The sequence below is a fragment of the Vibrio sonorensis genome, assembly GCF_001854765.1.
GTDB classification, from domain to species: domain Bacteria; phylum Pseudomonadota; class Gammaproteobacteria; order Enterobacterales; family Vibrionaceae; genus Vibrio; species Vibrio sonorensis.
This window is the reverse complement of the sequence record NZ_LJJE01000029.1, coordinates 16,133-42,804: the sequence shown is the minus strand read 5'-3', so window position 1 is coordinate 42,804 and position 26,672 is coordinate 16,133. Positions and strand designations below refer to the sequence as shown.

The following is a 26,672-nucleotide window of genomic DNA, read 5'->3' as shown; positions in this document are numbered from 1 at the left end:
TCAGATAAACTTAGCAAGCAAAATAATGATGTTTTTCGCAAAAAAAAGCCTGAATGATTACTAATCACTCAGACCTTTATTTACCCTCACTTTACTCGCATGTTTTACAGAAAATACACACAGGCCTCTGTGGATAACTAGTCATCTGTATCGAAGAAATAAGATATTCTCGATCTTGGATTTAGATATTCTCTTACTTTATCTGGCAACTTAGTTGGTAAAATCGCGTTCACGATTTTTATCTCTTTTTCTGCAAGGTCAATGATCGGCGCTTGAGTACGTGGTACTGATGGATCGTAAATAAGAACGTTTGGGCAAAGTATGTTTTTGCCATTAACGGAAATAACCAGCCCTACCATTTCATTGGAAAGCTGTACCACTGTTCCAGGGGGATAAACGCCCATGAACTTAATTAAGATGCTCAAGTTCTCATTGTTATAGTGGTGTTTGCGGTTCTTGTACAAGTGAGAAAGTGCTACATAAGGTATTTTGGCATCAGCAGGATTTGCTGGGTGACACAAGTTATCATAAGCGTTCGCAACGGCGACCACTTGAGTCAGTGGATCGATTTGGTCTTCTTTTAGTCCCTCGGGATACCCTGACCCATCGTTCAACTCATGGTGCTGCGCAATCACCGTCTTAGCACTTTCCGGAAAGCTGTCCATATTACTAGCTAGCTCGATTCCGTATTTGGTGTGTAATTTTAGGTAGTTCTTTTCTGGCTCGGTAAGCGGCGTCTGTTTGCGCACTATGGCTGTAGGGACTTTTACTTTCCCCATATCGTGAAACAGTGATGCAAATGCGATGTCTTTTATCTCTTGAGGAGACATGTTCTTCGCTTTAGCTATCATCATTGCGATAACAGACACGTTCAAAGAGTGAAAATAGATATCTTCAAACTCACTCTTACCGTTCATGATATGCAATGTGACATTGTCGTCACTTAATAGTTTGTCAACGATATCATTAACAAGCTGAGTCGCCTCATCAACCGCTTGCTCTGGACGGTTGCGAATCTTATTCATGACAGCTCGCATCCTAGCTAACGAACGTTCAAACTCTTTTTCGCAGCTGACAACACGACGTCGATACGAACTGAGTTTTTCTATCCTATCTTGTTTCTCTTTCCACAGCTTTTCTGTTTCTTTGTCTATCTGCTCCGCGGATACTTGCTCTTCTTCTTTCACCTCTGAGGGTGGGAGTGGCTTGGTGTCACTCTGATTTAGGTTTATATAGACGTGTTTAATCCCAAGATGACGAATCATCCTGATCTGTTCTTCACTTTTTATTTTAAAACTGTTGAATAGGAATGGGTGATCATTCCACTTGACTGGCAAGCGTACATGCAGGCCAGGTTGCAATCTATCGACAGTAATCTTGATACTAGCCACTGGTTGTCTACAACTCTCGATTTACTTTGTACTAAATAAGTTTAGATGAACTCATGTTTGAATTCATCCAAACGATTGTCAATGATAAATCAATCAGGGCTGATAATGTGAAGCATTTAGATGCTAAGTTTTTACCTAGCTCAAAGTTTTACTTTACAAAGTCACAATGGAGCATCCACCGTATGCCGAACTGGTCCTCTACTTTACCGAACCGCGCTCCCCAAAAGGAGTCGTCTAGCGGCATCATGACATGTCCGCCCATCGATAACTGATCGAAAATTCGCGCTTGTAAATCTAGATCATCCACAACTAAAGACAGGGCTACATTATTACCTGATCGTTCTTTGCCAACCATGCCATCTGACATCATTATTTTCAGACCAAATGCTTCAAACTCGGCGTGCATAATCCAGTTTGGATCGGCACCTTCAATTTCTTGCGGCGCATCTCTAAAATATTGCTTGCTCACTACGACGCCACCAAAGCAATCGCGGTAAAAATTTAATGCTTCTTCACAACGACCGGCAAAGAATAGGTAAGGGGTGAGTTTGAACATGGCCTATCTCCTTATAATATATATAAAAAGATAGACAAAACTGGCGTTAATTCAAAAATTTGCGGTGATTTATTGATTAATTGGAGCGTCGGCTTTGCGCAATATGAGCTGTCCCTCAAACTGACGCTTCACTTCACCAGACGTTTCATCAACCAAATGACCTAACACTTGAACGGCTGCTTTTGCCATTTCACTGATTGGGAAGTGCACGGCGGATACCATAGGATATAAGCTCGCACATTGGTCAACGCTGTCAAAGCTGACCACTGACACTTGTTCGGGAACTTGATAGTTATGTTCATGAAGATGGTGTACGGCACCAACCGTCATCTCTTCACTACAGGAGAATACGGCGGTAAGGTCCGGATGCCTTTCTAATAGTGCTTCCATGGCTTTAAAACCGCTTTGGTAGCCATAGTCCCCTTCTTCACACCATGATTCATCGACAGTGAGTCCATGATTAAACATGGCATCAAAGTAACCAAGTCTTCGCTGTAAACTGTTATGTCTATGAGAAGGGCCAGAGATACAAGCAATTTTCTTGTGGCCTTGCTCTATGAGGTGGTTCACCATCATGGTACTTGCTTGACGATGATTGAAGGTAATACAGCGGTCTTCTAAACCTTCTACGTGGCGGTCTAGCAAAACAAATGGGGTGGGTAGTTTAGCGAGCTCTATTAGGTCTTCGTCACTGAGGTAGCGAGAGTGGAGTACATAGCCATCACATCTGAGATCGCTAAAGCGCTCAATGGCTTCTTTTTCACCTTCTTTACTTCTATGTCCTTGCGCGGTGATCAAAAACTGCTTGTGTAAATCTAGTTCCGCCTGTACCTGCTCCATCATTTCACCGAAGAAGCCACCGGTATAGTAGGTAACCATTAACCCCACCATATTGGTTGATGAAGTTGCTAAAGATCGAGCTATTGCACTAGGTCTGTAGTTTAACTCAGCCATTGCTTGCTCGACTTTTCTTTTTGTTTCTTCGCGAAACTTACCTTCACCATTAATGATTCTGGATACAGTCGAACGGTTTACTCCCGCTAAAGCGGCGACATCTTTGATTCTGGCCATAGTTTACTTTTGCTGTTTGCCTATAAAAATAACCGTCAGTAACCATTAAGGTGAATGGGGGGTTGGCACTGACGGCTAACATCATACACAGGTATTAAATTTGGGCGAAACTAACTCAGAGTAATCCGTGACGTGTATTGCATGCTCTTCAAGCTGACGGACTAGGTTTGGGTTGGCCAGCACAGAAAGTTCAGTTTCCCTCTGATAACAATAACCACTGATAGCACGCAATTCATCGTCCACATATGCAGGATGACACATCACCTCAACGCACTGATGATTCTCTTTTAGCTCTAAAAGATGATTCATCAGTTTACTCAATGTTACTTGCTCATCATAAAACTGGTCGGTAAACGCATAGTAATGTGGCGGATAAATCATATCCGGGATACCCACACCACGTAAGGGAACATTATATTGTTGCGCGACGCGTTTTATTACAGGTAACAGTTGTTCATGAGTATGTGCATGATGGTGACTGTCAAGATGGCTTAAGGGTAGGCCTAAAGAGAGGAAATGCTCAATTTGCGCTACCGCTTCGTCATAGATTGCCTCTGGCGTAAAACCTCTGAAAGGCCAGAAGTCTTTTTGAGCAAAAAATTGCCCGTCTTCGCCCTTTAAACACGAGTGAGATGTCAAAGGAGCACCGGCAGTAAACCGCAGGTGTACACCTATTTTCAACCCTGGATTCTCTTTCGCACACTCTACCGCATGAGCTTCTCCGCTCATACCAACCATCATAGTGGTAGAACGGACTACACCATGTTTAAACGATGCCACTATGCCATCATTCACTCCGGTAGTGAGACCAAAATCATCCGCATTAAAAATAACTTTCATGTATACCTCAGTTGTACTGCCTGACATTTCTTCGATTGTTTAAGATGAGAATTGTGGTAAATACGGTGCATTTACCTCTAAGATATCATCTAGAATAGCTTTTGCACGTGCGATATCTGGCACCAATGGGTTGTTAGCCAACGCCATCAGAGACTTATCGTAGTCGCCATGTACTGCCGCCTCAATAGTGAGCTGCTCATACGCTTTTACTTGATGCAAAAGACCAGTGATATTTGGAGACAACTCTCCTACTGCTAGAGGTTTTGCACCCCAACTACCAATTACAGCACTACATTCAATCACTGCGTCATCTGGCAGGGTATTGATTGCACCGTTATTGAGAACGTTGACCACATGGATACTGTTCTTGTTGTTGTAGATAGCGTCTACCAAGTTTAGCGATGCGTCTGAGTAGTAAGCACCACCGCGCTCTTCTAGCTCTTTAGGCTTCTCATTCAAATCAGGATTTTTGTACAGTTCAAACAAAGATTGCTCTGTTTTCATCACTTGTTCTGCACGTGTACCTTTGTCTGCCGCACTCTCTTTCTCTTCTGCTAACATTGCGTCTGTTTGGTAGAAGTAACGGTGATAAGGACACGGTATAGCGTTCAGTGCTCTTAGGAAATCTGGGTCCCAAGGCTCTTCAAAAATGTTCTTCATGCTGAAGTTTGCACCATCACCAACTTTCGCTAGTACTTCTTCAGTGATGTCTTCACCATTTAGCCATGCTTTCTTAACCCATACTAAGTGGTTAAGACCAGCAAACTCCAATTGCAGATCTTTTGGCTCGCAACCCATCATCTCAGAGATCATCATCTCCATTGACACTGGAACGTTACACAAGCCGATGCTTTTCACTTTACTGTATTTAGCAACCGCTTCTGACACAAGGCCAGCTGGGTTGGTAAAGTTGAGCATCCAAGCATCTGGAGATAGTTCTTCGATATCGCGGCAGATATCCAAGATTACAGGAATCGTTCTTAGCGCTTTTGCAAAACCACCCGGGCCTGTTGTTTCTTGACCAATCACGTCATATTTCAGTGGGATGCGCTCGTCATTAGCACGTGCGTTCAAACCACCAACGCGGAACTGGGTCATAACAAAGTCGGCACCTGCGATAGCGGCACGACGGTCAAAGCTGGCTTTAACTTCAATATCAGCACCAACTTTTTCTACCATTCTCTTGGCGAGCGAGCTAATAATTTCCAGTTTTTCAGCACCCTGCTCGATATCGACAAAATGCATTTCTTTAACTGGTAAGCGCTCAATACGTTTTAGAACCCCTTCAACAAGTTCTGGGGTATAGCTGCTGCCACCACCAATAATGGCAAGCTTCAAAGCACCTCTGGGCATAACGACTCCTTAGTTGGCAATCTGTTTGTGCAATGCAACCATTTCTGTTGCCAATTCGTGGGCAAGAATGGTTGTCATCAAATGATCTTGTGCGTGAACCATAACCAGTGTCATTGGCACTTTGCCTTCACCTTGGTCTGCTTCAATAAGTTGCGTTTGCATAAGGTGAGCTTTGTTTAAACACTCTTTTGCTTGAACCAGTTTTTCTTCTGCCTCTGCAAACTCTTGACTGCGTGACTTTGCCAATGCTTCAAAACATAAGCTTCTTGCTTCACCTGCGTTGCAGATGATTTCCATAACGGTAATTTCTTGGTCCATACTTCTCTCCAAAATTTAGATAAATTGGCCGCCAAATTAGCGGCCAAAGGTATTTCTTGTTTATGCAGTTGCACCAGCGCTCGTTGTTGTTGCTTGCGCTTCTGTCTCTTCTTTTGGTTCTTCTTGAGCAAGTAGTTCACGCTCGTACATTTTGAAGAACGGGTAGTAAAGGATGATGTCCATTACGAAGATCAAACTCACGAGAACCACTGGCATAAATGTCCAGCCTGCACCCCATGACGCACCGATAAGTGCAGGTGTTGTCCACGGTAGAGTTGCGATACTCATTCCTACGAAACCAGAGTGAACGGCAATGTAAGCAACAATGGCGTTAATCACTGGAACAAATACGAACGGTAGGAATAGTGTTGGGTTCATTACGATTGGGCTACCGAAGATAACCGGTTCGTTAATCTGGAAGAAACCAGGGATAGCACTCATGCGACCCAAGCTCTTAAGGTGAGCAGAGCGGCTGAACGCCATTAGAGCAACTAAGCCTAATGTTGCACCTGAACCACCGATGATGATGTAGTAATCCCAGAACGCTTGAGTAAAGATGTTCGTTACTGGCTCACCTGCCATAAAGCTTCAATGTTTGCCGTTACGTTAGTTAGGAAGATAGGTGTTACTAGACCAACAACAATCGCGCCACCGTGAATACCAGCGAACCACAATAGCTGACAAAGAAGGATTGCGCCGATGATCGCAGGTAGTGTGTTAGATGCACTTACTAGAGGTTTAAACGCTTCTAGGATTGCTTCTGGAATGAGCATACCGTGCGCCGATTGCAGCCATACACTTAGAGGGTAAACCGTTAAGAAAATTGCTACTACTGGTAGTAGTACCTCAAATGAACGCTGAATCGCTGGCGGTACCTGCTCAGGCATCTTAATAGTGATGTTGTACTTCTTCATCAAACGGTAAAGCTCTACCGAGAAGAAACCAGAGATTACTGCTGAGAATACCCCTGTACCACCTAAGTAAGACATAGATAAGTTGCCGTCTGTTGCAGGAGCTGCAATCAACAAGAAGGTCATCAGTGCTAATGCAGCACAGGTGATTCCATCCATGTTGTAAGACTTGGCAAGACTGTATGCCACACCCATAGAGACAAAGAGTCCCATCAAGGCCATCGACATAAAGTGAGGCATCATAATAACGTCAAAATGTGTTGCCGCTAAATCTAGCCAAGCGCGAGCGAATCCATTTGTAGTGTCCTGATCAAATGGAGGGAACGCCAGAATGAGTACGAAACTACCGACGATGATGAATGGCATGGCGACAATAAAGCCGTCACGCATAGCACGTACATGACGTTGACTACCTACCTTAGCAGCCAATGGCGCGACGTGCTTTTCAACGCCGGCAATTATTGCATCATATAATTTCATGGTGTTAATCCTTTATTTTTAGTATGCAAAACCCCGCTCCACCAGTTATTAAACTGGCAGAGTTAGATATTATTTTTTGTATTTAAATTAAACTTATTTAATTAATGACAGGGCTTGCTTAAGTACTTCGTCGCCCTTCATCATTCCATAGGTTTGAGGTGGGATAGCTGCGATGTTAATACCGATCTCGTCGGTGACTTTTTTCATTTCTTCTAGTTGGAAACGCACTTGCGGACCTAGCAGACAAACATCGTAGTCTTTAGCGGCACCAGCAAAAGAACTCACAGACAATGCATCAATTTTGCACTCAATACCTTGCTCTTTCGCCGCTTGCTCCATTTTCTTCACTAGCATGCTTGTAGACATACCTGCGCTACAACATAGTAAAATCTTTTTCATAACTCACTCCAGTCGAACTAATAATCAAACTAAAATAACTTTATCAAAAAGAGATTACGCACAAAAGCGCAACCGGTTGCGTTGTGCGTGAACAAGATCTCATTTTAAGAAAAACATCACTTATAAATGGGAATTATTAGCATTTTATTACGTTTTTATTTCTCTATTTCTATGGACAAACTAGATCAGAAATAAAATACCCAATAATCTAAAATATTATTTTGGAGCGTGAAAATAATATAAATAAACCAAAGGCATTATTTAATACCAACTAAAGTTTAGTCATTCGCTTATATATATTTTAAGAGAGATGCCCATGTAGCACACCAAAACATCCGTTAAACACCAAATCAATCAGCGACCTGCTGTAGGCTCACTTTCCCATTGATCGCGGATCGAGCTGTTTTTCTATAACACTTCCTATCAAGAGACGAATTAAGTGGTAAGTTGGCATAACTAGATTGGTCGATATACGCTTAACTATGACCGAAATACGTTTGCAACTGGAACGACTATGGCAAAGTTTAGAGTACTGCTCATTGCGCTGGTTCTGACTTTAAGTAGCCCTACTTTGGCTACTCTCACCGTAATGACTGAAGATTTCCCTCCATTTGGCTATATCAATAAAGATGAACAACTCACTGGTATCGCAGTGGAAATGGTTCAGTTTGTGATGAAAGAGTTGGAGCTTGAACAAGAGATTCAAGTATTGCCTTGGTCAAGGGCCATGAAGCGTATAGAGACCCAAAGCAACATGGTTTTGTTTTCCGTCGCAAGAACTGAAGAGCGCGAAGCGAAATTTCGCTGGGTCGGCCCACTGTTGTCAGATGGTGTCTACTTTTACCACCGCAGTACCTCGACTCAACCTACCCGCCTATTTAGTGACGCAAAAACATGGGATCACATAGCTGTAACGGACAGTTACCCCGAACACGCATTTTTGGAAAACCACGGTTTTACCAATTTATGGCTCACCTCTAACCCTTCTGAAAATGTACGCTTATTGATCGGTGGACGCGTGGATGCTTTTGTCGCAGGAGAGTTTGCGGTGCCGAATCTTTTGTCTAAACAGAATATAGCGATGAGCTCAGTGAAGAACTCAGGAATAAAACTGTTTGATGTTGACTTGTACATCGCGTTTTCCAAAGATACTCCGCAAACGCTTCTCGATAGCTGGCAAGTCGCACTAGACAAGCTAAAAAAGAGCCCCGAGTTCACTAAAATTAGACAAAGATACACGCGCCCCCACGAATCTAAATGACCTGTTTCTCCATTTAAAACTCAATTTGACCACCTAGTCTAATACTTGTACATTTATTAGACCACCTAGTCTAGTAGCTCTAGTTTTAAATATGAATGACGAGAGAACGAGTATGACAAGAACTTATGACCTTATTGCTGCCGCCTTGATATTATGCTTAACGCTAGTACTGGTAGCGTATACTATAAATACACCATGGCTATTAGACTGGGCGTTTGAGCGTCACCAGAACTTATTAAGCTGGTATATTCGTCCTGTTCTACTGCTACCTATATGTTTCTTTGCCTATAAGCGTTCATTAACTGGCATTTGCCTTAGCTTTCTGGCTTTGTTAACCAGTATGGTTTGGTTTCCCGTCCCCGACTCCGTTGACCCTAATGTAGCTCAGTTCTTAGCGATGGAAATCGAGTACCTAACCAGCCCTTGGAACTTAATTAAAATCATTTTATCCCTATCTATTCCGGTATTTATGGGATTGTTGTGTATAGCATTTTGGTATCGAAGTATTCGTTTTGGGGTGTTATTGATGTTAGCGATGGCGGGATTGAAAGTGATATGGAGTATTAATCAAGGCGGCCACAGTGGATTGTCTACCATCGTACCTGCGTTTGTGGGGTTTGCCCTTTGTGTTATTGGTCTGTTGGCTTATAGTCGCTATACCAAGACTGATAAGAGCTGACCGCCGACAATGAAACCCACTATTAACGAGCAAGTATTGCTAGATGCGGCCTTGATTGAGTTTACTGAGCAAACTTATCAAACCGCTTCTTTAAATCGCATTTTACAGTCAGCCAAAATTGCAAAAGGCTCTTTCTATTATCGGTTCAAAAGCAAATACGAGCTATATCGATATTTAATTCAGGTTAGTGTTGAAAAAAAAGACGCCTTTATCCAAGGTGCATTAGAGAATAAGACGGTAACTGAAGGTGATCTGTTTGACTTATTGCTGAGAAAAGCCGAGCTTTCCTATGAGTTCGCGGCTAAACACCCTCATTATTATCAGTTGGCAAAGCGCTTCTCTGCCGAGAAAAGCAACTCCGTATACCACAAAGTTATAAGGGATCTGTCACTCGATGGCGAAGACAAATTGTCTTCTTGGGTTGGTGATTTATACGACAGCGGCGCATTTTCTCCAGAGTTCACCAAAGAGTATGTTCAACAGCTGATCGTCACCATATTTACGCGATTTGACCAGCTGTTTTTCACTGAAGATAACTACGATATTGAGTTGGCTAAGTCCTATTTGTCACAGACCGTTACCCTGCTTCGCAAGAGTTTACAGAATGCCTAAAGCCGATAACTTTTGATTGCATCCATGACTAAGCGATCAAACTTCAGACTCAATCGCTTGGCAAACTTGTACTTGGTTTCTACCACTGTTTTTTGCTCTGTAGAGCGCTCGATCTGCCCGCTCAAACCACTGACTGAACTCTTCAGTCTCGATAAACTGGCTTGCTCCTAAACTACAAGTAAAAGAGGTTTCCAGATTCATATCTACTTGTCGAACGGCTTTCAAAACTCTGTCTGCTATTTTTTCCGCCCTATTTAGGTCCGTATTAGGCATGAGAATAACAAACTCATCGCCACCAAATCGGCTTAGCAAGGCAGTCTTATCAATGGCTTTAGATACTACGCGGCTTATCTCTATCAGTACTTTATCACCCTGAACATGACCCAGTGTATCATTGATTTTCTTGAAGTTATCCAAGTCAAAAATAATCATTGAAACTGGCTTTTTTTCTACCTTGCTTTTTACAATTTCTATTTCAGCTTGGCTGATCAAATGATTGCGTGACGCGACACCGGTTAAATGATCGGTGATCGTTTTGTTTCTCAGCTCTTGGTTGTGCGCTAACAAAGAAGGGACTGACAGCCCAAAGAAAGCGCTCGCAGCCACAATGCAAATGGCGAACTGATAAATCAGAACAAACTCCATCAAGCTCAACATATTGACTAAAAAGGCTACACTAAAGCTAAACAAAGCAATACTCAGTGCCGTTCTAATCGGGCTTTCAGTGTAAGCAATCCACATTAAAGGAAGGATCAAAATAAAGATGGATAGATTGCTTTCTTGGGATGGATAAAGGTAAGCCAAAAACATAATAGCAGTCACCATAAGCAAACAAATCAGTAACTTTAAACTGTATTTATTTGATTTATTTACTGCTGAAATGCCTCGTAACTCTCCAATCCAAAACTCTGGGTTGGGATAGAACTTACAGATAATACCAACAAACAGAGGCCCCATCGCGATAATACCAGCCATGTCACCAACCCAAAACGGGAACCAAGCGGTCGCGATATCGGTTGGAGCCATCAAACCGGTATAGACCAATCCATATATAACCGAAAATGCAGTTAACAAGCTGCTCACGACTGCGACAACCAAGAAAGTAATGAGCATGGTGGGCAATTGATTGACTTGGTGGTTTGCTAACCTCTTAAGAATGGTGGTGGCAATGTAGTAAGGGCCAATGTGAGTAAATGCAAACACGACCCCCGGCATAAACAGTTCAGAAACCGTCATATCCAGCTGATATAGATAACCCGTCCATAATGTTGAAATAATGGCACATACAACCAAAGCGGGAATAAGCCGAGAGCCGACAACAAGAAGCCCTGCAAAGGTTAACCCCGCAGCGGGAAACCAAACACTTGCGTGGTTAACGTACTCAACAATGTAGGCCAGTAACCAAACCCCCAGCCAACCCAGTACAAACAAGAAAGCCTGAGTCCAAGGCGAATCCTTGATCCAAAGGCTAACTTTGTCGATTGCGGAGCTACTGCTTTCCGCTTCTTTATAGAGGTCCACTAACTATCCTGCCAATAAAAAACCTGTCCAGTGTCACTTGCCCCAACAATAGCATTCCCCTTAGAAGAGATAACCATAGGCCAATTCATAATTGGAGTTGAATACTTCCAACACAGTTCTCCTTTGCCACTATTGCTATACAAGTAAAAATTCCCTGGAGACTCGTGGACACTTCCTTCGGTTGGATGTGAATCTGGTTTGCCATCCGTCGCAGTCACATAGGTTGCTTCTTTGTCCAAACTGATACCTGGGTTCGGTTCGTATTGAATGTACTGCCACCAGCTAAGCTCCGGTTTGTCAGCAACGGATTCAACAACATAAAGAGCGCCCAAGTCTTGGGTTTTACGAGGTGATCTTAAGTTGACACCAACAGCGCATATCACTTTACCGTCTGAGGTCTTAGTCAGGTCAAAACCATAAGCCACACTCAAGGCACAATCAGGCAGTTTGTAATCCCAAAGTTTTTCATTGGGTTTGTCTGCGGAAAACACCGCACAACTACCATCGTGTAGAGAGGCGCCCCAGTAACTGCCGTCATCCGCAATTGCAACTCGCATTGAACCGACCGGTAGATCAACACTACTGAACTCAAAAAACGAACCATTATCGATGTTTAACGCTAAAACCTTACCGATTGTTTTCGATACTTTTCCCTCTTCTTTGACATAACACGTCGCAGAAATGGCCACACGATCACCTTTAGGAGTCAGAACGCAACTATTGAGGTAGTAGTCTTTTACCTGTGATTGATGACTCAGCTGGTATCCATTTGAGCCGAGCTGATATAAAGAGATGGTATCACCATGGACGGCAACCAAAGATTCTCCATCCTCAGAGAGCGCTACTTGATTTACGCGAGATGGCAGAGTGATAGACAAGAGGTCTTCGCCACTATTCGCATCATAAGCGCGAAGAAAACCAATATCATTGCCGTGCTTTTTGGTTTCACCTCCAGCGGCTGCAAAGTTTCCATCACCACTGATCGCAACCCAAAAAACACCTTGATATATCTGCTCTGAGGTTACGGGATTGCTCCAAAGAACCGTTCCTGTTGTACCTTTACTTCGGTCATAGCAATAAACTGAAAAAACGCCTGAATCGTATTCACTGGAAGTACCATAAACACAACGCATACCATCTTGGCTGATAGCGGCACTATTAATTTGCTCACCCTCGACTGGGGTGTCCATCCATACTGGCTGCTCTGGGATCATTGAAATACCTCCTTTAATTAAACTGATATTACCGATTAAGGAAAATTAAGTATCGAAGCCGGCATGTATTTCAATAGTTTAATTATATTAATGTGACATAGTTACGAGTTTCATATTACCTCAAACGTATATGTATCCGTGAAGCGATTTAATGAAAGGCATACGGTTTAACCCCAATGTAAATAAGGGCTTGAACAACCAACACGCGTTATTCCAATAAAAAAAGGCCGCATAGAGCGACCTTTCTTGAGTGTATTCAATAACTAAACTGTAATCTTATTTTGTGTGGAATATCTGCTCAGTCTCCAACGAAGTCATAGAACGGATTTGACGCCAAATGTAATAGAAAATGCCAAACATCATCAAAATGCTTGGGATAGCAATCATCGGGTAACTGTAAAGCGTCATTTTACCCAACTCCTCATTGAAGGCTGCGGTTCCAGCAGGGCTAGTGACAATCCAAGTCGCCAAAAAGTAATTCATTGCCGAAGAAAAAACAAAGGTACTTGCAAACAGGTAATTTGAAATCATCAAACTGCGCTCAAATGCTTTCTCGTTTCCAGTTTTCGAGAGTCTTTCTTTTATCAAAGGTAAGTTGAGTACAGTATCGTTAAACAACAACTTGTTAACTATCGGGTATCGCGTGAATGTGGAAGCAAACACCGCCAAACCAATTAAACCAGGGATCAGCGCTTCTTTTAAAGCCAACCAACGTGTGTCTAACTCTAGTAAACCAATTCCCCCAGTTAACAAGACGCTGACAAAGCCCAACGCGGCAATAAAGTTAAACTTCTTGTTGCGAATGAGATCCATACCACCGTATACCACTGGAAACGCAAGTGCGACAACGAGAGCTAAGGCCGTACCTAGGTGTTCGTCACCGCTAAACTTCATCAAAATGAACGACGGCAAAAAAACGTTAAATAGGATTTCAAACAAGGGGTTCGATTTTTTAGTCTCTGTGTTACTCATAATCTTCCGGTTTACTAAACGCTGTTTTCTTAAGGCTTGATGAATTGTTCCTGTGAATGGAGTAGATGTAAAGCCTCTGTTACCTATGCAGTGTAACGGCTTGTGACGCAATGTCACCTATTAACCTCACCCGTGTACCTTCAAAGTGATGTAAGCCCCAACACGCTATTTTAGCAATGTGCCATTTACCCCGTTTCGTTAGGGATCCGAATTATTCGTTCTAAGCGGAACGCACTAACAAGCTGATTGTTTTTTCGCCACACCACGTCTCCTACCTCACTGTAATAAACCCACTATTAGGCAACCTTATTAATATTAAATTAATAGCATTGACCTAAAAAAATAATAACAAATTCAAATTTTACAGTACGACAGAAAATATAAACACCCAAATTTAAACCATACTGAACAAATAATAACGGTCCCCCGTATTATAAAGTGATATTTATTAGACACTGCTTCTAATACCCCTTGAAATTAAACTAAATAACAATAAATTAACTAATCATTGATATTGTATTTAACTTTTTAATACTTTCGGGAAAATGAGATGAGCGCTAGAAATCAGCTTTTATTATCTATTGGGATGCTGGTTAGCTTGATAGTGTCCTTACTATCTGTGCTGGGTTATTACCAAATTAAAGAATCATCTACGGAAGACTATCGCAATAACTTGTCCAACAAGTCTTTCTTAGTTGCAAAAGCCGTTGAGGGAAAAATTGAAGGATACTTCATCGCCCTTGAAACGATAGCATCCACTGTTGACACCTCTGGGCCAGAAGTCGTTATTAGTGACGATACACTGGCACTTATGAAAAAAAACAAAGACGCATTAAACGTATTAAATGTGTTTATCGGTATGCCTAACGGCGTTACATATGACGTTAAAAATATGGGGGTTATTCCCAACTTCAATGCAAAACAAAAGCAAAGAGAATGGTATTTAAAAGCCATGTCTGGAGAAGCGCGTACTGTTACTAATCCATTTTTAGCGACAACGGGTGACCTCTCTATGGTTTTAGTCGTTCCTATTAAAAAGAATGGCAAAGTTGCTGCAATGGCTTCTTTAAGTTTAAAAATGAGTGAAATTACCAACTATGTGAATAGCTTATCTGAGCAAAGGAATATGTTTGTCGCTCGTGAAGATGGTTTTATGATGGCCGCAGCCTATCCTGATTACGTAGGAAAAAACTTATTCGAATTAAGACCTACCTATAGGCAATACGCTACCAAAAATACAAGTGCTCATTCGTATTCTGTCCCAGAACTTGGCGATTTTTACGCAGTTTCTACAAAAATAGACTCGCTAAACTGGACAGTGTGGGCCGGCGCTAAATGGGAAGATATTAACTCAACCTCAAAACACGCCGTCGAAACAAACATCACTTATGGGCTCATCTTTATCGCACTGGGTATCCTTGGTATCTACGCACTCATCACTAAGTTGATGTACAAACCCATTGGCGGCGAACCACGAGAGATTGAAAACCTAGTAAGTAAAATTGCAAAAGGCCGTTTATCCGATATCCCTGCAAAAAGTAAATTCTGCACTGGTATCTATGGTTCCACTCTGGAAATGTCAGCCAACCTGAAAGAGATCATTTCTAAGATTGAGCTCTCTGCTAAACATCTAAATAAATCGTCAACCCAACTGGGCGGTGCATCGTCTAAGGCTCACCTTTCTTCAAAAGAACAGATGCTTCAACTTGAACAAGTGGTGACGGCAATGAATGAAATGGCCGTCACCGTCTCTGAAGTGGCTAAAAATGCCGTCGACGCATCCCACGCCTCCAACGAAGCAACCGCAAGCTCACAGCAAGGTTTGAAAGTCGTAAATGACATGAACCAAGATATCTCTTCCTTAGTGAACGATATTAATCAAGTTCAGCAGGTCATTGGCAATGTTCAAAAGGAGAGTAACAATGTGGGAAGCATTCTCGATGTCATTCGAGGGATCGCAGATCAAACCAACCTTTTAGCACTGAATGCCGCTATTGAAGCCGCTCGCGCTGGTGAAAATGGTCGAGGTTTTGCGGTTGTTGCGGACGAAGTGAGAACCTTGGCGATGAAGACACAAGAAAGCACAAACGAGATTCAAACCATGATTGAGGAGCTTCAAGCTCAAGCCGTTCAATCGGTCAATCTCATGTCAATAAGTGCAAATAGTGTAGAACAGACGCTAAACAAATCTGATCAAGCCAGCGCGTCTCTTGAAAACATCCAGCTTAAAATCTCTGCTATCCAACAGATGAACAATCAAATTGCAACAGCGGCTGAAGAGCAATCTATCGTTGCATCGGAAATCAATGAAAACGTTGTCAAAGTTAATGATATCGCTATAGAAACAAGCCAAGGTGTAAAGGAAAATACGGTTATCGCCGACGAGTTAAATGATATGGCAGGCCAACTGAGTAGGACTATTCAGAGATTTAAAGTCTAAGCTCGCAATCACAAAATACAATCAGTCACCAAAGCCTCAAATATTTGAGGCTTTCACTCATCACCCTCAGGTGATAGAGCAATATCAGACACAACTGCTCATACACTTCCACATAAAATCCAACTTATCCGTTATGTGACTGAGGTAATCCATGTCTGAGATCGCCACCTACACCGACCGCCGACCTAGTGCGGAAAATCAAAGGAACCACTACATCGATACAGTGCGTGCTGTCGCTCTGTTTGGTATCTGTGTCATCAACATTCCAATAATGGGGATGACTGATTTTCTCTATCACACGCCTCCCGAGACGGCCTTTGATCTCAGTTTAAAAATGATCATTGAATCCATTTTTATGATGAAGTTCTTTTTGCTGTTTTCCTTCGCTTTTGGGTGGAGTGTCTTCATACAACATGATTCATTGTTACGTAACAAAATTAACCCTAAACCCATCTATTTTAGGCGTGTGATAGGACTCATAATCTTCGGTACCCTGCACGTTATCTTTGTGTTCAATGGAGATATTCTAATTTTGTATGGACTCATGGCGATTGTACTGTGGCCACTTCGCAACAGACGCGTCAAGACACTGGTTTCAATAGCGAAATGGTCAGCTTTGCTCTCAGTATTCACTTTATTACTGCTAATCATCATCGCTGGCGATCAGGCCTACAACGCCACCGACTTGCGGCTAGGTGGCAGTTTTATCCAAACCGTTGAGTACAGAATTGACACTTGGTCGGACACTTTTTCCCTACTGCTTTTACTCCAAGGACCCTTGGTGTTTTCCGCTTTTGTGTTGGGGCTCGCTGCTGCAAAAAGTGACTTCTTTGACCGAAACAGTTCGGGAATAAAAAAGCTGGCAAAACGCACTCCGCTCTACCTTACTTTCGGGCTGTTAACTTCAATCTTTTTTGCGTGGAGTACTAGTTATGGGCAGTTTGATAGCTCGGGTTCACTAATAGTAAAAGGCCTGGTTGCTGCGCTGATTAGCGCGCCTCTTATGACTTGCGTGTATTTATACTTTATAGTGCGTTTCTCTCATTACATTAAGCTGCTAAACGTCATTCAAATTGCTAGTCGAAACACACTTTCTTGTTACATTTTACAGGGTATATTGGCGAGTTTTTGCTTTGCTGACTACGGATTTGGTTGGTTCAATCAGTTGAACTATTCCTCACTGATCCTGCTTGCAATAGGTATTTATCTCATCTCTTGTCTGCTAGTGGGCAGCTACGCTAAACATTTTGGAAAGGGGCCTTTAGAGCCCATTTTAAGAAGAGTCGCTTATGGTAAGTAAGTGATTGCTATCAAATAAAACCAGCCTCGAATGTATCGAGGCTGTGTTTTTATGAAGAAAACAGACCAGAAGAGAGATAGCGGTCTCCGCGATCACAAACTATCGCCACCACCACTGAATTGGGATTGCGTTGAGCAATTTGCAGCGCTGCATACACTGCGCCACCAGAACTAACTCCAGCAGAAATCCCTTCTTCTTTCGCTAAGCGACGCGCCGTATTTTCTGCGTCTAGCTGAGTAACATCTAGCACTTTATCGACTCTAGCATCGTCAAAAATGCCAGGTAAATACTCTTTTGGCCAACGGCGAATACCCGGAATAGAACTTCCTTCAGATGGCTGTAACCCTACAATCTCTATCGACTCGTTTTGCTCTTTGAGATATCGAGATACCCCCATGATGGTGCCCGTCGTTCCCATACTTGAAACAAAATGAGTAACCTTTTGCTGAGACTGTTGCCAGATTTCTGGGCCAGTGGTGTGGTAGTGTACATCAGGGTTATCAAGGTTGTTAAACTGATCCAACACCTTACCTTTTCCTTCACTTTGCATCTTTAAAGCCAGATCTCTCGCGCCTTCCATGCCCTCTTCTTTACTGACTAGAACCAGTTCGGCACCATAAGCAGCATAGAGTCTTTTCTCTCTTGAGTTGCATTATCTGGCATGATCAGAATCATGTGATAGCCTTTAATCGCGGCTGCCATCGCCAATGCAATACCCGTGTTACCACTGGTCGCTTCGATCAGCGTGTCCTCAGTAGAGATATCCCCTCTGATTTCCGCTTGGGTAATCATATTAAGGGCAGGCCTATCTTTTACCGACCTGCTGGATTATTTCCCTCTAATTTAACTAACACCGTACTGCCATTATCAGGACCAATTCGCTGCAAGCGAACCAGTGGGGTTTGACCAACATAAGCTTCGATAGTTGGGAATTCAGACACCTAATACACTCCAAGGATAAGGTTGAAAATAGCCCTTGAGTATAAAGGTCTTGGCTATTTTTGATAAAACAATTAGTTAGGTGTTATACGTATAGGTTCTATAAATGACCTTTGATATCAAAATCTTCTATCATAATCTACTGGGAACAAAAGATAATCCAAGATATATAAGAGTTCACAGATGACTTTAAAGATAAAAACTCGCCTTCTTACAGGTGCCTTAATTTTAGGTAGTAGCTTTAACGCTTTGGCAGAAAACCAAACTATTCTTAACGCTTCTTACGATATTGCCCGCGAACTATTTGCAGAGTACAACCCAATTTTTGCACAACATTGGCAAGAAAAGACGGGTAACACCATAGAAATTAAACAATCTCATGCCGGCTCTTCTGCGCAGGCTCGCTCGATTCTTCAAGGAATGCCCGTCGACGTCGTAACCTTTAACCAAGTTACTGACGTTCAGATCCTTCACGACCGTGGAAACCTCATTCCTCAAGAGTGGAAAAAATTACTGGATAACCACAGTTCTCCTTACTACTCGACTACCGCTTTCCTTGTTCGTAAAGGCAACCCAAAAAATATCCAAGACTGGGGTGATTTAGCCAAAGATGACGTGGCTAGTGTTTTCCCTAACCCTAAAACATCGGGTAACGGCCGTTACACTTACCTTGCTGCACTTGGTTACGCTCAAAAAACATTTGGTAGAGACAACACCGAACAACAAGATAACTTCTTAGCTGAGTTTCTCGGTAACGTAGCCGTATTCGATACAGGCGGTCGTGGCGCGACTACTTCGTTTGTAGAGCGTAAAATTGGTGACGTGTTGATCACATTTGAATCTGAAGTAAACAATATCCGTCAACAATACGGTGCGGATGAATACGAAGTCGTGGTTCCTAAAACATCTATCTTGGCTGAATTCCCAGTGGCAGTAGTAGAGAAAAACGCGAAGAAAAACGGCACGCTAGAAGTGTCGACTGAATACCTCAACTACCTGTACAGCGAAAAAGCGCAGCGTCTGCTAGCGGGTTTCAACTACCGCGTCCACAACGAAACGGTAAAAGCGGAGTTCTCTGAGAAGTTCCCAGCAGTTGAACTGCTAACCGTTGAAGGAATCGTTGGTGACTGGGACAACGCGATGAAGACTCTATTTGCTAGTGGTGCCAAACTAGATCAGCTACAGCGCCGATAACACTCATTAGTCTTTAAATAAAAACCGTGTGAACACCTGATGGGTTTCACGCGGTTTTGTTCTCTTCCCCTCTGGTTATTTTATGGCGAATTTTACACAAAAACTTCCTGCCGGCTTAAGACAAAAAAGGGTATTGCCCGGCTTTGGGATTAGCCTTGGCATTTCCCTTCTGTTTGTCAGCCTGGTGTTGTTGTTACCTGCAACAGGCTTAATCATGCAAACCAGCCATCTTAGCTTTAGCGAGTATTGGTTTATGATCAGCGACCCTAGGATCGTTGCCAGTTATAAGGTTACGGTTTTGGCCGCGCTAGGTGCATCACTGTTTAATGCGCTGTTTGGTCTGTTACTCGCTTGGGTATTAGTTCGATATGAATTTCCGGGGAAACGAATTTTGGACGCTCTTATCGACCTTCCTTTTGCGTTGCCAACGGCCGTTGCTGGTATCACTCTAGCCAACCTTTATTCTGACAATGGTTGGATTGGTAGCGTGCTATCAGATTGGGGAATCAAGGTTGCTTATACCCCTTTGGGTATAGTGGTTGCTATGGCTTTTACCAGCATCCCTTTTGTTGTTAGAACGGTTCAACCAGTCTTAGAAGAGCTTTCCGCTGAAGAGGAAGAGGCGGGAATGTCCTTGGGTGCTTCCGACTGGTCCATTTTTAGTAAGGTAATCATGCCCTCTCTTTGGCCAGCCCTTGTGATTGGTACTGCACTTTCCTTTACACGTAGCCTTGGAGAGTTTGGAGCAGTCATCTTTATCGCGGGTAACATGCCATACGTAAGTGAGATTACCTCGCTGATGATTTTCGTTCGCTTGCAAGAGTTTGACTTTGCGGCAGCAAGTGCCATTGCATCGGTAGTTTTAATGACGTCACTCGCGCTCCTGTTTGCCATCAACATTTGGCAAGGTCGCTATCTGCGTCGAATTCACGGACGCTAGGAGATTAGGAAGATGAATCAATACCAACCTAGACGTGTCGGCGACCAAAAGTGGGTAAAGTGGGGCTTAATCGCGCTTACTCTACTGCTTGTTTCTTTGCTATTAGTGATCCCTCTGTTTAGTATCTTTCAGCAGGCATTTTCAAGTGGGGTTTCTGCCTATCTAAGTCACTTAACTGAAAAAGATAGCCTTCACGCCATCAAGCTCACTCTGTTTATCACTTTATTGACGGTTCCTATCAACTTAGTGTTCGGTGTCATGCTTGCTTGGTCAGTGACTCGATTTACCTTCCCCGGAAGAAAGATCCTAATCACTTTGATCGACATACCTTTTGCCGTTTCTCCAGTGGTTGCCGGTTTGCTCTATCTATTGCTTTATGGAAGCAGTGGTTGGCTTGGAGAGTGGTTGATCGAGCGTGACTTGCAAATCATGTTTGCATGGCCGGGCATCTTACTGGTGACCATTTTTGTTACTAGCCCTTTTGTTGCGCGAGAACTTATCCCTTTGATGCAGCAACAAGGCTGTTCTGATGAAGAAGCCGCGGTGATCTTAGGGGCTTCTTGGTGGCAACTGTTCCGCAAGGTTACTTTGCCTAACATCAAATGGGCTTTGATCTATGGTGTCATTCTCACCAATGCTCGTGCGGTAGGAGAATTTGGTGCCGTAGCCGTCGTGTCGGGGAACATACGGGGTGAAACCAATACTCTGCCTCTGCAAGTCCAGCTCCTATATCAGGACTATCAAGCTGAAGCCGCATTTGCCAGCGCTTCATTACTCGCTTTCATTGCACTGATCACTTTAGTGCTGAAAGCCTTTGTTGAATGGCGTCAAGAACGTCAACACCTCGTCAATCAAGATCATAAGTAGAAGTAAATATGAGTATTCGTTTAGAGAACATAGAAAAGTCATTTGGACGCTTTCAAGCACTGTCACCTCTATCGCTGCAAATTGAAAATGGTGAGATGATTGGCTTGTTGGGACCTTCAGGTTCTGGAAAAACCACCTTGCTAAGAATCATTGCAGGATTAGAAGGCAGTGACCGAGGCGAGATTCACTTTAACGATCGCAACGTCACCAATGTTCATGTGAGAAACCGTCGCGTTGGATTTGTATTTCAAAACTACGCTCTGTTTCGTCATATGACCGTAGCGGATAATGTCGCTTTTGGTCTGCAAGTGATGGATCGCAAAGAGCGCCCATCGAATAATGAAATTCAAAAACGCGTCAGTCAGCTACTTGAAATTGTTCAGCTTGGTCATTTGGCCAACCGTTATCCAGAACAACTTTCTGGGGGACAAAAGCAACGTATCGCCCTAGCCCGAGCATTGGCGACACAGCCAGAAATTTTGCTTTTAGATGAGCCTTTTGGTGCTCTAGATGCAAAAGTTCGAAAAGATCTCAGACGCTGGTTAAGGGGATTACACGACGAGTTGGGCTTTACCAGTGTGTTTGTGACCCACGATCAAGACGAAGCGTTAGAGCTTTCTGATCGCGTTGTCGTGATGAGTAACGGTAAGATCGAACAAGTGGATGATCCCGTATCTCTATACGCCAAACCGAACAGCCGCTTTGTCTTTGACTTTTTTGGCAATGTGAATGTGTTTAATGCTCAGCACCAAAACGGAGTCTGGGTAGATGGTGATGCATCATTACTGCCACCAGCAAACGATGCCACGAGTCAAGACGGATGGTTATACATACGCTCGCACGAACTCAAAATCGCCGATAAGCAAAACAGCCAATCTTGCTTGCCATTTGATATCGTTGCCATCAACCCTGTTGGCGCCGAAGTAAGAGCAGAGCTATCCCCAGTGGGATGGAATAGTAAAGAAATTTGGGAAGTGAAGCTCAGTCATGACCAACTTGCAGAGCAGAAGCTGACCAAAGGGCAGCGCGTGTTTGCCACTCCTCAAGTGGGATACTTTTTCTCTAAGAACACTCAAACAGCGCCAGAAATTATTCGCTGGCCATTCTTAGAAAAAGGCAATGTGAACTTTGAAATCTAACTGATTTTTACCCACTTAAACGCATCTCTCAATGTAAAGGCGACTACATAAGTGAGTCGCCTCATATTTATCTCTACTAAGAAGGCAAAGAAGTCCTCTGCAAGCACGTCAAGATCTTCCACTAGCCAATTGCTCTTACCTTTGCTTACAAGTTCTACTCCCCGCTCAAGAATCAAAACATAAGCAATTGATTTAAATCATTTTTAACCAGAAATTACCTTGATATCTTTACTTGACGATATCCTTATTTATCTGTCGTAAAAACTCTGTTCAAACATCAACAAAACGAGAGAAAAATATCCGTATTTCAGCGAGCTTTCAAAAAACTCATAACCCTCTTCAAATAAAATCATAAAACTTTCTCATTTGCTATGTTATAACATAACAAATAATTGATAAGCGTAATAATTAACGTTTAAACAAGTGGATAAAATGCCAGATTCAACAGTACTAGAGAGCACTTTTTAATCCCAATATCTATAGAAAAAGACGTATGTATTCTGATATTCCGTTATTGAAGGTTTCCCACCTTGGCTACAAAACCAAACAGGGTGAAAAGCTCATCGATGATATAAGTTTCAATCTTGGCAAAGGTGAAAATCTGGTCATCATAGGGCCAAATGGATCCGGTAAAAGTACGCTCCTCAAAATGATCGCAGGGATCTTAACTCCCACTAGCGGACAAGTGTTTTACGACAAAACACCTTTACACCAACTCTCTCTCAAACAGAGAGCATCCAAAATCGCTTTCATCAGTCAATCCGAACAACCGGATTCGCGATTACTCGTAAAAGAGTACGTTAGATTGGGATGCATTCCCCATGAATCAAACTTGTCACAACAAGAAATAACAGATCAGGTGGATCGGGCAATGTGTCTACTCGGTGTTTCTCACTTGCTGAACAAAACAATGCTTCACCTTTCAGGAGGAGAAAGACAGAAGGTCTATATAGCGCGAAGTCTTTGTCAAAAGCCCGATATCTTGCTTTTGGACGAGCCCACCAATCACCTTGACCCTAAAGCCAAAGGAGAAGTCCTCTCAAACATAACAAGTTTGGGGATTAGCACAATCACCGTATTACACGAGCTATCTCTGGCCGCACAGATGTGTGACAAACTTCTTCTGCTTGACCAAGCAACCGCTAAAGCTTTTGGCGCTCCCGATAAAATTCTTACCCAGCAGCAAGTCACGCAAGTTTTTGGCGTTGGATTTCATCGTTTTGAGCACCCCCAAGAAAGTCGAGAACTCGTTTGTCTCGATATCCCTCTTAAGAAAAAACCTCTCGTAATGGAGTTACAATGAAAAGAATTTTTTTTGCACTTACCTTGTGTTTCAGTGCCATCACTCATGCAAGTGTTACCGTTGAAAGCTGCGGCCAACCAATCACTTTTGACGCCGTGCCTGAGCGTATGGTCGTCCACGATATCAATATGACAGAAATGGCTTTTGCACTTGGTTTACAAGATAAAATCGTCGGTCTAACTGGTATCACTGGCTGGTACAAAACCGGACCTGAGTTTGAAGAGTTACGAGGTTCGATACCCGAGTTGGCACCTAAATACCCGACAATGGAAAACCTAATTGCCGTCGACCCAGATCTGTTCTTTGCGGGATGGTATTACGGAATGAAACCGGGTGGTGAAGTGACCCCCGACACCTTGGCAGTGCAAAACATCAATACTCTGGTTCTAACGGAAAGTTGTGTTCACCTTGATGGTGAGCGAAAGAAAGCGTCGATGGATCTTCTGTTTGACGATGTGGCTCGATTAGGTGCTGTATTCAACAAGCAGAAACAAGCTGATGAGCTAATCGCTCAGTGGCGTGAGCAGCTTGCACAAATTGAGACTAAAGTGGGTGAAATCAATGACACTCGCGTTTTCCTTTATGATTCTGGCGAGGAAAAGCCCTTTACCGCCGGTAAATACGCAATCATTACCGCTATGATCGAAGCCGCTGGCGGTAAAAATGTAATGGAAGACGTAGAAACCAGTTGGGGACGTGTCGCATGGGAAAGCGTCGCGATTAAAAACCCTGAATTCTTAGTTCTGTTGGACTATCAAGATGGTAATGGTGTGACTAAACTGATGGATTTCCTTAAGCAGCACCCAGCGATGAAAGAGACCGATGCGGTTAAAAATGAGCGTTTTGTTGCGCTTAAATACGCCGAGTTGACTCCGGGTCCAGCCAATATAGGTGCAATTGAGAAGATGGCCAAAGCGATAAATCCAGATCGCTTTTAATAGACGATGAAGTCATTACACCCCATCACATGGATTGTTATAGGCACCGTATTAACCAGTGCCTTAACCGTTTTATCCGTGGTTCATGGTTCTACTTCTATCCCTCTTACCTCAATAGGGGAAGCGTTTTATCTGCTTTTGACTAATGCGGAAAATGATATGGGTCCTGTATACCGAATTATTGTTGATTTGCGTTTACCTAGGGCAATTCTCGCCATTTTGGTTGGAGCGGGGTTAGGCATAGTAGGCACATTGTTACAGACGACGACAAAAAACGATCTTGCCGATCCCTTTTTGTTTGGTTTGAGCTCTGGTGCTGCTGCTGGCGCTGTTGCCGTTATGACCCTGACTGGCGATAGTTTTGGAGTCTGGACACTGCCAATAGCCTCCTTTATAGGCGGAATGACCGCTTCGATTTTGGTTATTGTATTAGTGAGGAAAATGGCGAATTCTGGTTCAGAAAAACTGGTACTCGCTGGTCTTTCCGTTTCCTTTGTTTTTACAGCTATAACCAACTACTTGGTTTTCTCCGGCGATCAAAGGGCAGCTCACTCCGTTCTATTTTGGTCACTTGGCGGGCTCGGTTTAGCGAGATGGGATAACCTTTTACTCGGTTTTATTGGTTTTGCTATTGTGCTCTGCTACGCCCTTTATAATCACCGAAATTTCGATGCCTTGCTGGCAGGGGAACAAACTGCGGCCACTTTGGGCGTCGATCCGGTAAAACAACAGTACGTCACCTTTGTCGTATGCGCGTTTAGCACTGCTATTTTTGTGTCACTCACGGGGATAATCGGCTTTATCGGCTTGATGGTTCCTCATATTGCACGAATGATAGCTGGCGCAATTCACCGTGGACTGATACTTTTTTCCGCCGTTCTCGGTAGCCTCTTTCTGCTCGGAAGTGATTTGGTTGCGCGAGTTATACTCGCCCCGCAAGAGCTGCCCGTAGGTATTGTGACTACTTCTATTGGTGGTGTGTTCGTGTTTTTACTATTAATCAAACACGCACCGCGGCATTGAGCATAGAGAACTCTAAAAACAGGGCGATAGCGTTCAACACCAACCACGCTTCGCTCTGTCATTTTATCTAACCACCGCTAAATAAGCTTTCGGCGACATTCCATTCCACTGGGTAAAGACTCGGGTAAAATGAGCTTGGTCACTAAAGCCGCACAAAAAGCCAATTTCCGCTAGGCATGAATCTGATTCCATCACCAACTCTGCTGCTCTGCTGACTCGCATATCCTGTAGCAACTGAGCAAACTTAACGCCTTCATTACTCAAATGACGCTGTAATGAACGAACCGAAACACATTGATGCTTTGCCACTTTATCCAAATTACAGTCAATAAGACCAATGGCTTCGATGCTCATTCGAGCTCTGAAAGCCCATGTTTGGTTGTCATTAATGGGCACATTATGCGTCGAGTACTCTTTTTTCGACTCTTTCCAGCAAATTTTCCATCGCTGGTCGGCGTTTAACACGCTGCAATCCACTTCATTACCCGTGTATCGATAGGCCAACTTATCAAGTTTAGAACCGGTGTAGAGCTCTACATCTCTAGCTCCTGACTGAGCGACCAAAGCACACATCAACCCTAATACGGCCAAATCTTCTGCCAGTTTTGGGGGTTCACCCGTTCTTGAAAGGTGCTTAACAACGGCATTTTCATCACGCAGTTCAATTTCGGTGTAGTGATTGGCGTGAACGTAACGCTCTAACCGCTGCCATCGCGAGAACAAGTTTGCTACATCACTTTGCGGCACCAGCGCTCGTCCCATTGGGTCATTCAAATGCAACGCCGCTCCTCGACCAAGCTTTAAAAGCACTGCCAGACCGTGCTCTTCTCGAACCCGATAAAGAAACTCTCGCTTTGTTGTCAGTGGTATCCTTGCCGCGTTACTCTGAAACAACACTCCCGTATAGGCGATGTGGTGCAATTTTAACCCAGATAGCATGATATCCATCATAGCTCGACTCGCGAAAGGCACAGTCGTTTTGGCGTTCGTTGCAACGATATTATCCACGCT

The 26,672-nt window shown here is 43.3% G+C and carries 24 protein-coding genes and 2 pseudogenes; 12 read left to right on the top strand and 14 right to left on the bottom strand.

What is annotated here, in order from left to right:
* Positions 1–137: 137 nt before the first annotated feature.
* The 8 genes and pseudogenes from BLO31_RS05505 to BLO31_RS05470 form a co-directional block, all read right to left on the bottom strand.
* On the bottom strand, positions 138–1,391 hold the full coding sequence (locus tag BLO31_RS05505) for an HD-GYP domain-containing protein (protein WP_070963313.1): 1,254 nt from the start codon (positions 1,389–1,391) through the stop codon (positions 138–140).
* Between the two features lie 148 nt (positions 1,392–1,539).
* Positions 1,540–1,947, bottom strand: a complete 408-nt coding sequence (locus BLO31_RS05500) for a VOC family protein (RefSeq protein WP_070963311.1) — start codon at positions 1,945–1,947, stop codon at positions 1,540–1,542.
* A gap of 69 nt (positions 1,948–2,016) precedes the next feature.
* On the bottom strand, positions 2,017–3,018 hold the full coding sequence (locus BLO31_RS05495) for a LacI family DNA-binding transcriptional regulator (RefSeq protein WP_070963308.1): 1,002 nt from the start codon (positions 3,016–3,018) through the stop codon (positions 2,017–2,019).
* Positions 3,019–3,099: 81 nt separating this feature from the next.
* A complete protein-coding gene (gene chbG, locus BLO31_RS05490; protein WP_070963306.1) occupies positions 3,100–3,858 on the bottom strand; it encodes a chitin disaccharide deacetylase in 759 nt (252 codons plus the stop codon).
* Between the two features lie 39 nt (positions 3,859–3,897).
* Positions 3,898–5,211, bottom strand: a complete 1,314-nt coding sequence (locus BLO31_RS05485) for a 6-phospho-beta-glucosidase (RefSeq protein ID WP_070963304.1) — start codon at positions 5,209–5,211, stop codon at positions 3,898–3,900.
* Positions 5,212–5,220: 9 nt separating this feature from the next.
* Positions 5,221–5,529 (bottom strand): PTS lactose/cellobiose transporter subunit IIA, encoded by a 309-nt coding sequence (locus BLO31_RS05480; protein ID WP_070963301.1) that lies wholly within the window; start codon positions 5,527–5,529, stop codon positions 5,221–5,223.
* A gap of 60 nt (positions 5,530–5,589) precedes the next feature.
* Positions 5,590–6,920: pseudogene (locus tag BLO31_RS05475) on the bottom strand (PTS sugar transporter subunit IIC).
* Between the two features lie 93 nt (positions 6,921–7,013).
* Positions 7,014–7,319: a PTS sugar transporter subunit IIB gene (locus BLO31_RS05470; RefSeq protein WP_070963297.1), complete on the bottom strand. Its 306-nt coding sequence runs from the start codon at positions 7,317–7,319 to the stop codon at positions 7,014–7,016.
* A gap of 514 nt (positions 7,320–7,833) precedes the next feature.
* Between BLO31_RS05470 and BLO31_RS05465 the strand changes: the two genes are divergently transcribed.
* The 3 genes from BLO31_RS05465 (at position 7,834) to BLO31_RS05455 (ending at position 9,871) form a co-directional block, all read left to right on the top strand.
* Positions 7,834–8,580 carry a substrate-binding periplasmic protein gene (locus BLO31_RS05465; protein ID WP_070963295.1) on the top strand — a complete coding sequence of 249 codons (747 nt, stop codon included), beginning with the start codon at positions 7,834–7,836 and terminating at the stop codon, positions 8,578–8,580.
* 112 nt (positions 8,581–8,692) lie between these two features.
* Positions 8,693–9,259, top strand: coding sequence for a hypothetical protein (locus BLO31_RS05460; RefSeq protein WP_070963293.1), 567 nt, complete (start codon positions 8,693–8,695; stop codon positions 9,257–9,259).
* Between the two features lie 9 nt (positions 9,260–9,268).
* Positions 9,269–9,871, top strand: coding sequence for a TetR/AcrR family transcriptional regulator (locus BLO31_RS05455; RefSeq protein ID WP_070963291.1), 603 nt, complete (start codon positions 9,269–9,271; stop codon positions 9,869–9,871).
* Positions 9,872–9,907: 36 nt separating this feature from the next.
* Here the strand turns inward: BLO31_RS05455 and BLO31_RS05450 are convergent, their stop codons facing one another.
* From BLO31_RS05450 to BLO31_RS05440, 3 genes are all read right to left on the bottom strand, one after another.
* Positions 9,908–11,392 (bottom strand): sensor domain-containing diguanylate cyclase, encoded by a 1,485-nt coding sequence (locus BLO31_RS05450; protein ID WP_084659610.1) that lies wholly within the window; start codon positions 11,390–11,392, stop codon positions 9,908–9,910.
* Positions 11,392–12,606: a WD40 repeat domain-containing protein gene (locus BLO31_RS05445; protein ID WP_070963289.1), complete on the bottom strand. Its 1,215-nt coding sequence runs from the start codon at positions 12,604–12,606 to the stop codon at positions 11,392–11,394. The genes BLO31_RS05450 and BLO31_RS05445 overlap by 1 nt, the downstream gene beginning before the upstream one ends.
* Before the next feature lie 276 nt (positions 12,607–12,882).
* The gene (locus tag BLO31_RS05440) at positions 12,883–13,578 is read right to left on the bottom strand and encodes a VC0807 family protein (protein WP_070963287.1); all 696 of its coding nucleotides are present in this window, start codon (positions 13,576–13,578) and stop codon (positions 12,883–12,885) included.
* A gap of 550 nt (positions 13,579–14,128) precedes the next feature.
* On the opposite strand from BLO31_RS05440, the gene BLO31_RS05435 reads away from it, so the two are divergent.
* On the top strand, positions 14,129–16,018 hold the full coding sequence (locus BLO31_RS05435) for a methyl-accepting chemotaxis protein (RefSeq protein WP_070963284.1): 1,890 nt from the start codon (positions 14,129–14,131) through the stop codon (positions 16,016–16,018).
* 151 nt (positions 16,019–16,169) lie between these two features.
* The gene (locus tag BLO31_RS05430; RefSeq protein ID WP_070963282.1) at positions 16,170–17,318 is read left to right on the top strand and encodes a DUF418 domain-containing protein; all 1,149 of its coding nucleotides are present in this window, start codon (positions 16,170–16,172) and stop codon (positions 17,316–17,318) included.
* Positions 17,319–17,367: 49 nt separating this feature from the next.
* Here BLO31_RS05430 and cysM read toward each other — a convergent pair.
* Both cysM and BLO31_RS24820 read right to left on the bottom strand, forming a co-directional pair.
* Positions 17,368–18,110 (bottom strand): annotated as a pseudogene (cysM, locus tag BLO31_RS05425) (cysteine synthase CysM).
* 20 nt (positions 18,111–18,130) lie between these two features.
* Positions 18,131–18,259 (bottom strand): hypothetical protein, encoded by a 129-nt coding sequence (locus BLO31_RS24820; RefSeq protein ID WP_281182205.1) that lies wholly within the window; start codon positions 18,257–18,259, stop codon positions 18,131–18,133.
* A 181-nt stretch (positions 18,260–18,440) separates the two neighbouring features.
* Between BLO31_RS24820 and cysP the strand changes: the two genes are divergently transcribed.
* The 7 genes from cysP (at position 18,441) to BLO31_RS05390 (ending at position 25,661) form a co-directional block, all read left to right on the top strand.
* Entirely contained in the window at positions 18,441–19,451 is a 1,011-nt protein-coding gene (gene cysP, locus BLO31_RS05420) for a thiosulfate ABC transporter substrate-binding protein CysP (RefSeq protein WP_070963280.1), read from the top strand.
* A gap of 82 nt (positions 19,452–19,533) precedes the next feature.
* Positions 19,534–20,391, top strand: coding sequence for a sulfate/thiosulfate ABC transporter permease CysT (cysT, locus tag BLO31_RS05415; RefSeq protein ID WP_070963279.1), 858 nt, complete (start codon positions 19,534–19,536; stop codon positions 20,389–20,391).
* A 12-nt stretch (positions 20,392–20,403) separates the two neighbouring features.
* Positions 20,404–21,258 (top strand): sulfate ABC transporter permease subunit CysW, encoded by an 855-nt coding sequence (gene cysW / locus BLO31_RS05410; RefSeq protein WP_070963277.1) that lies wholly within the window; start codon positions 20,404–20,406, stop codon positions 21,256–21,258.
* Positions 21,259–21,266: 8 nt separating this feature from the next.
* Positions 21,267–22,397, top strand: a complete 1,131-nt coding sequence (locus tag BLO31_RS05405; protein ID WP_070963275.1) for a sulfate/molybdate ABC transporter ATP-binding protein — start codon at positions 21,267–21,269, stop codon at positions 22,395–22,397.
* A gap of 493 nt (positions 22,398–22,890) precedes the next feature.
* Complete coding sequence (locus BLO31_RS05400) at positions 22,891–23,700, top strand: ABC transporter ATP-binding protein (RefSeq protein WP_070963272.1); 810 nt, start codon at positions 22,891–22,893, stop codon at positions 23,698–23,700.
* Positions 23,697–24,638, top strand: a complete 942-nt coding sequence (locus BLO31_RS05395; protein ID WP_070963270.1) for an ABC transporter substrate-binding protein — start codon at positions 23,697–23,699, stop codon at positions 24,636–24,638. The genes BLO31_RS05400 and BLO31_RS05395 overlap by 4 nt, the downstream gene beginning before the upstream one ends.
* A gap of 6 nt (positions 24,639–24,644) precedes the next feature.
* Complete coding sequence (locus tag BLO31_RS05390; protein ID WP_070963268.1) at positions 24,645–25,661, top strand: FecCD family ABC transporter permease; 1,017 nt, start codon at positions 24,645–24,647, stop codon at positions 25,659–25,661.
* A gap of 63 nt (positions 25,662–25,724) precedes the next feature.
* Here BLO31_RS05390 and BLO31_RS05385 read toward each other — a convergent pair whose 3' ends face one another.
* The gene (locus BLO31_RS05385; RefSeq protein ID WP_070963266.1) at positions 25,725–26,669 is read right to left on the bottom strand and encodes a helix-turn-helix transcriptional regulator; all 945 of its coding nucleotides are present in this window, start codon (positions 26,667–26,669) and stop codon (positions 25,725–25,727) included.
* Positions 26,670–26,672 lie beyond the last annotated feature (3 nt).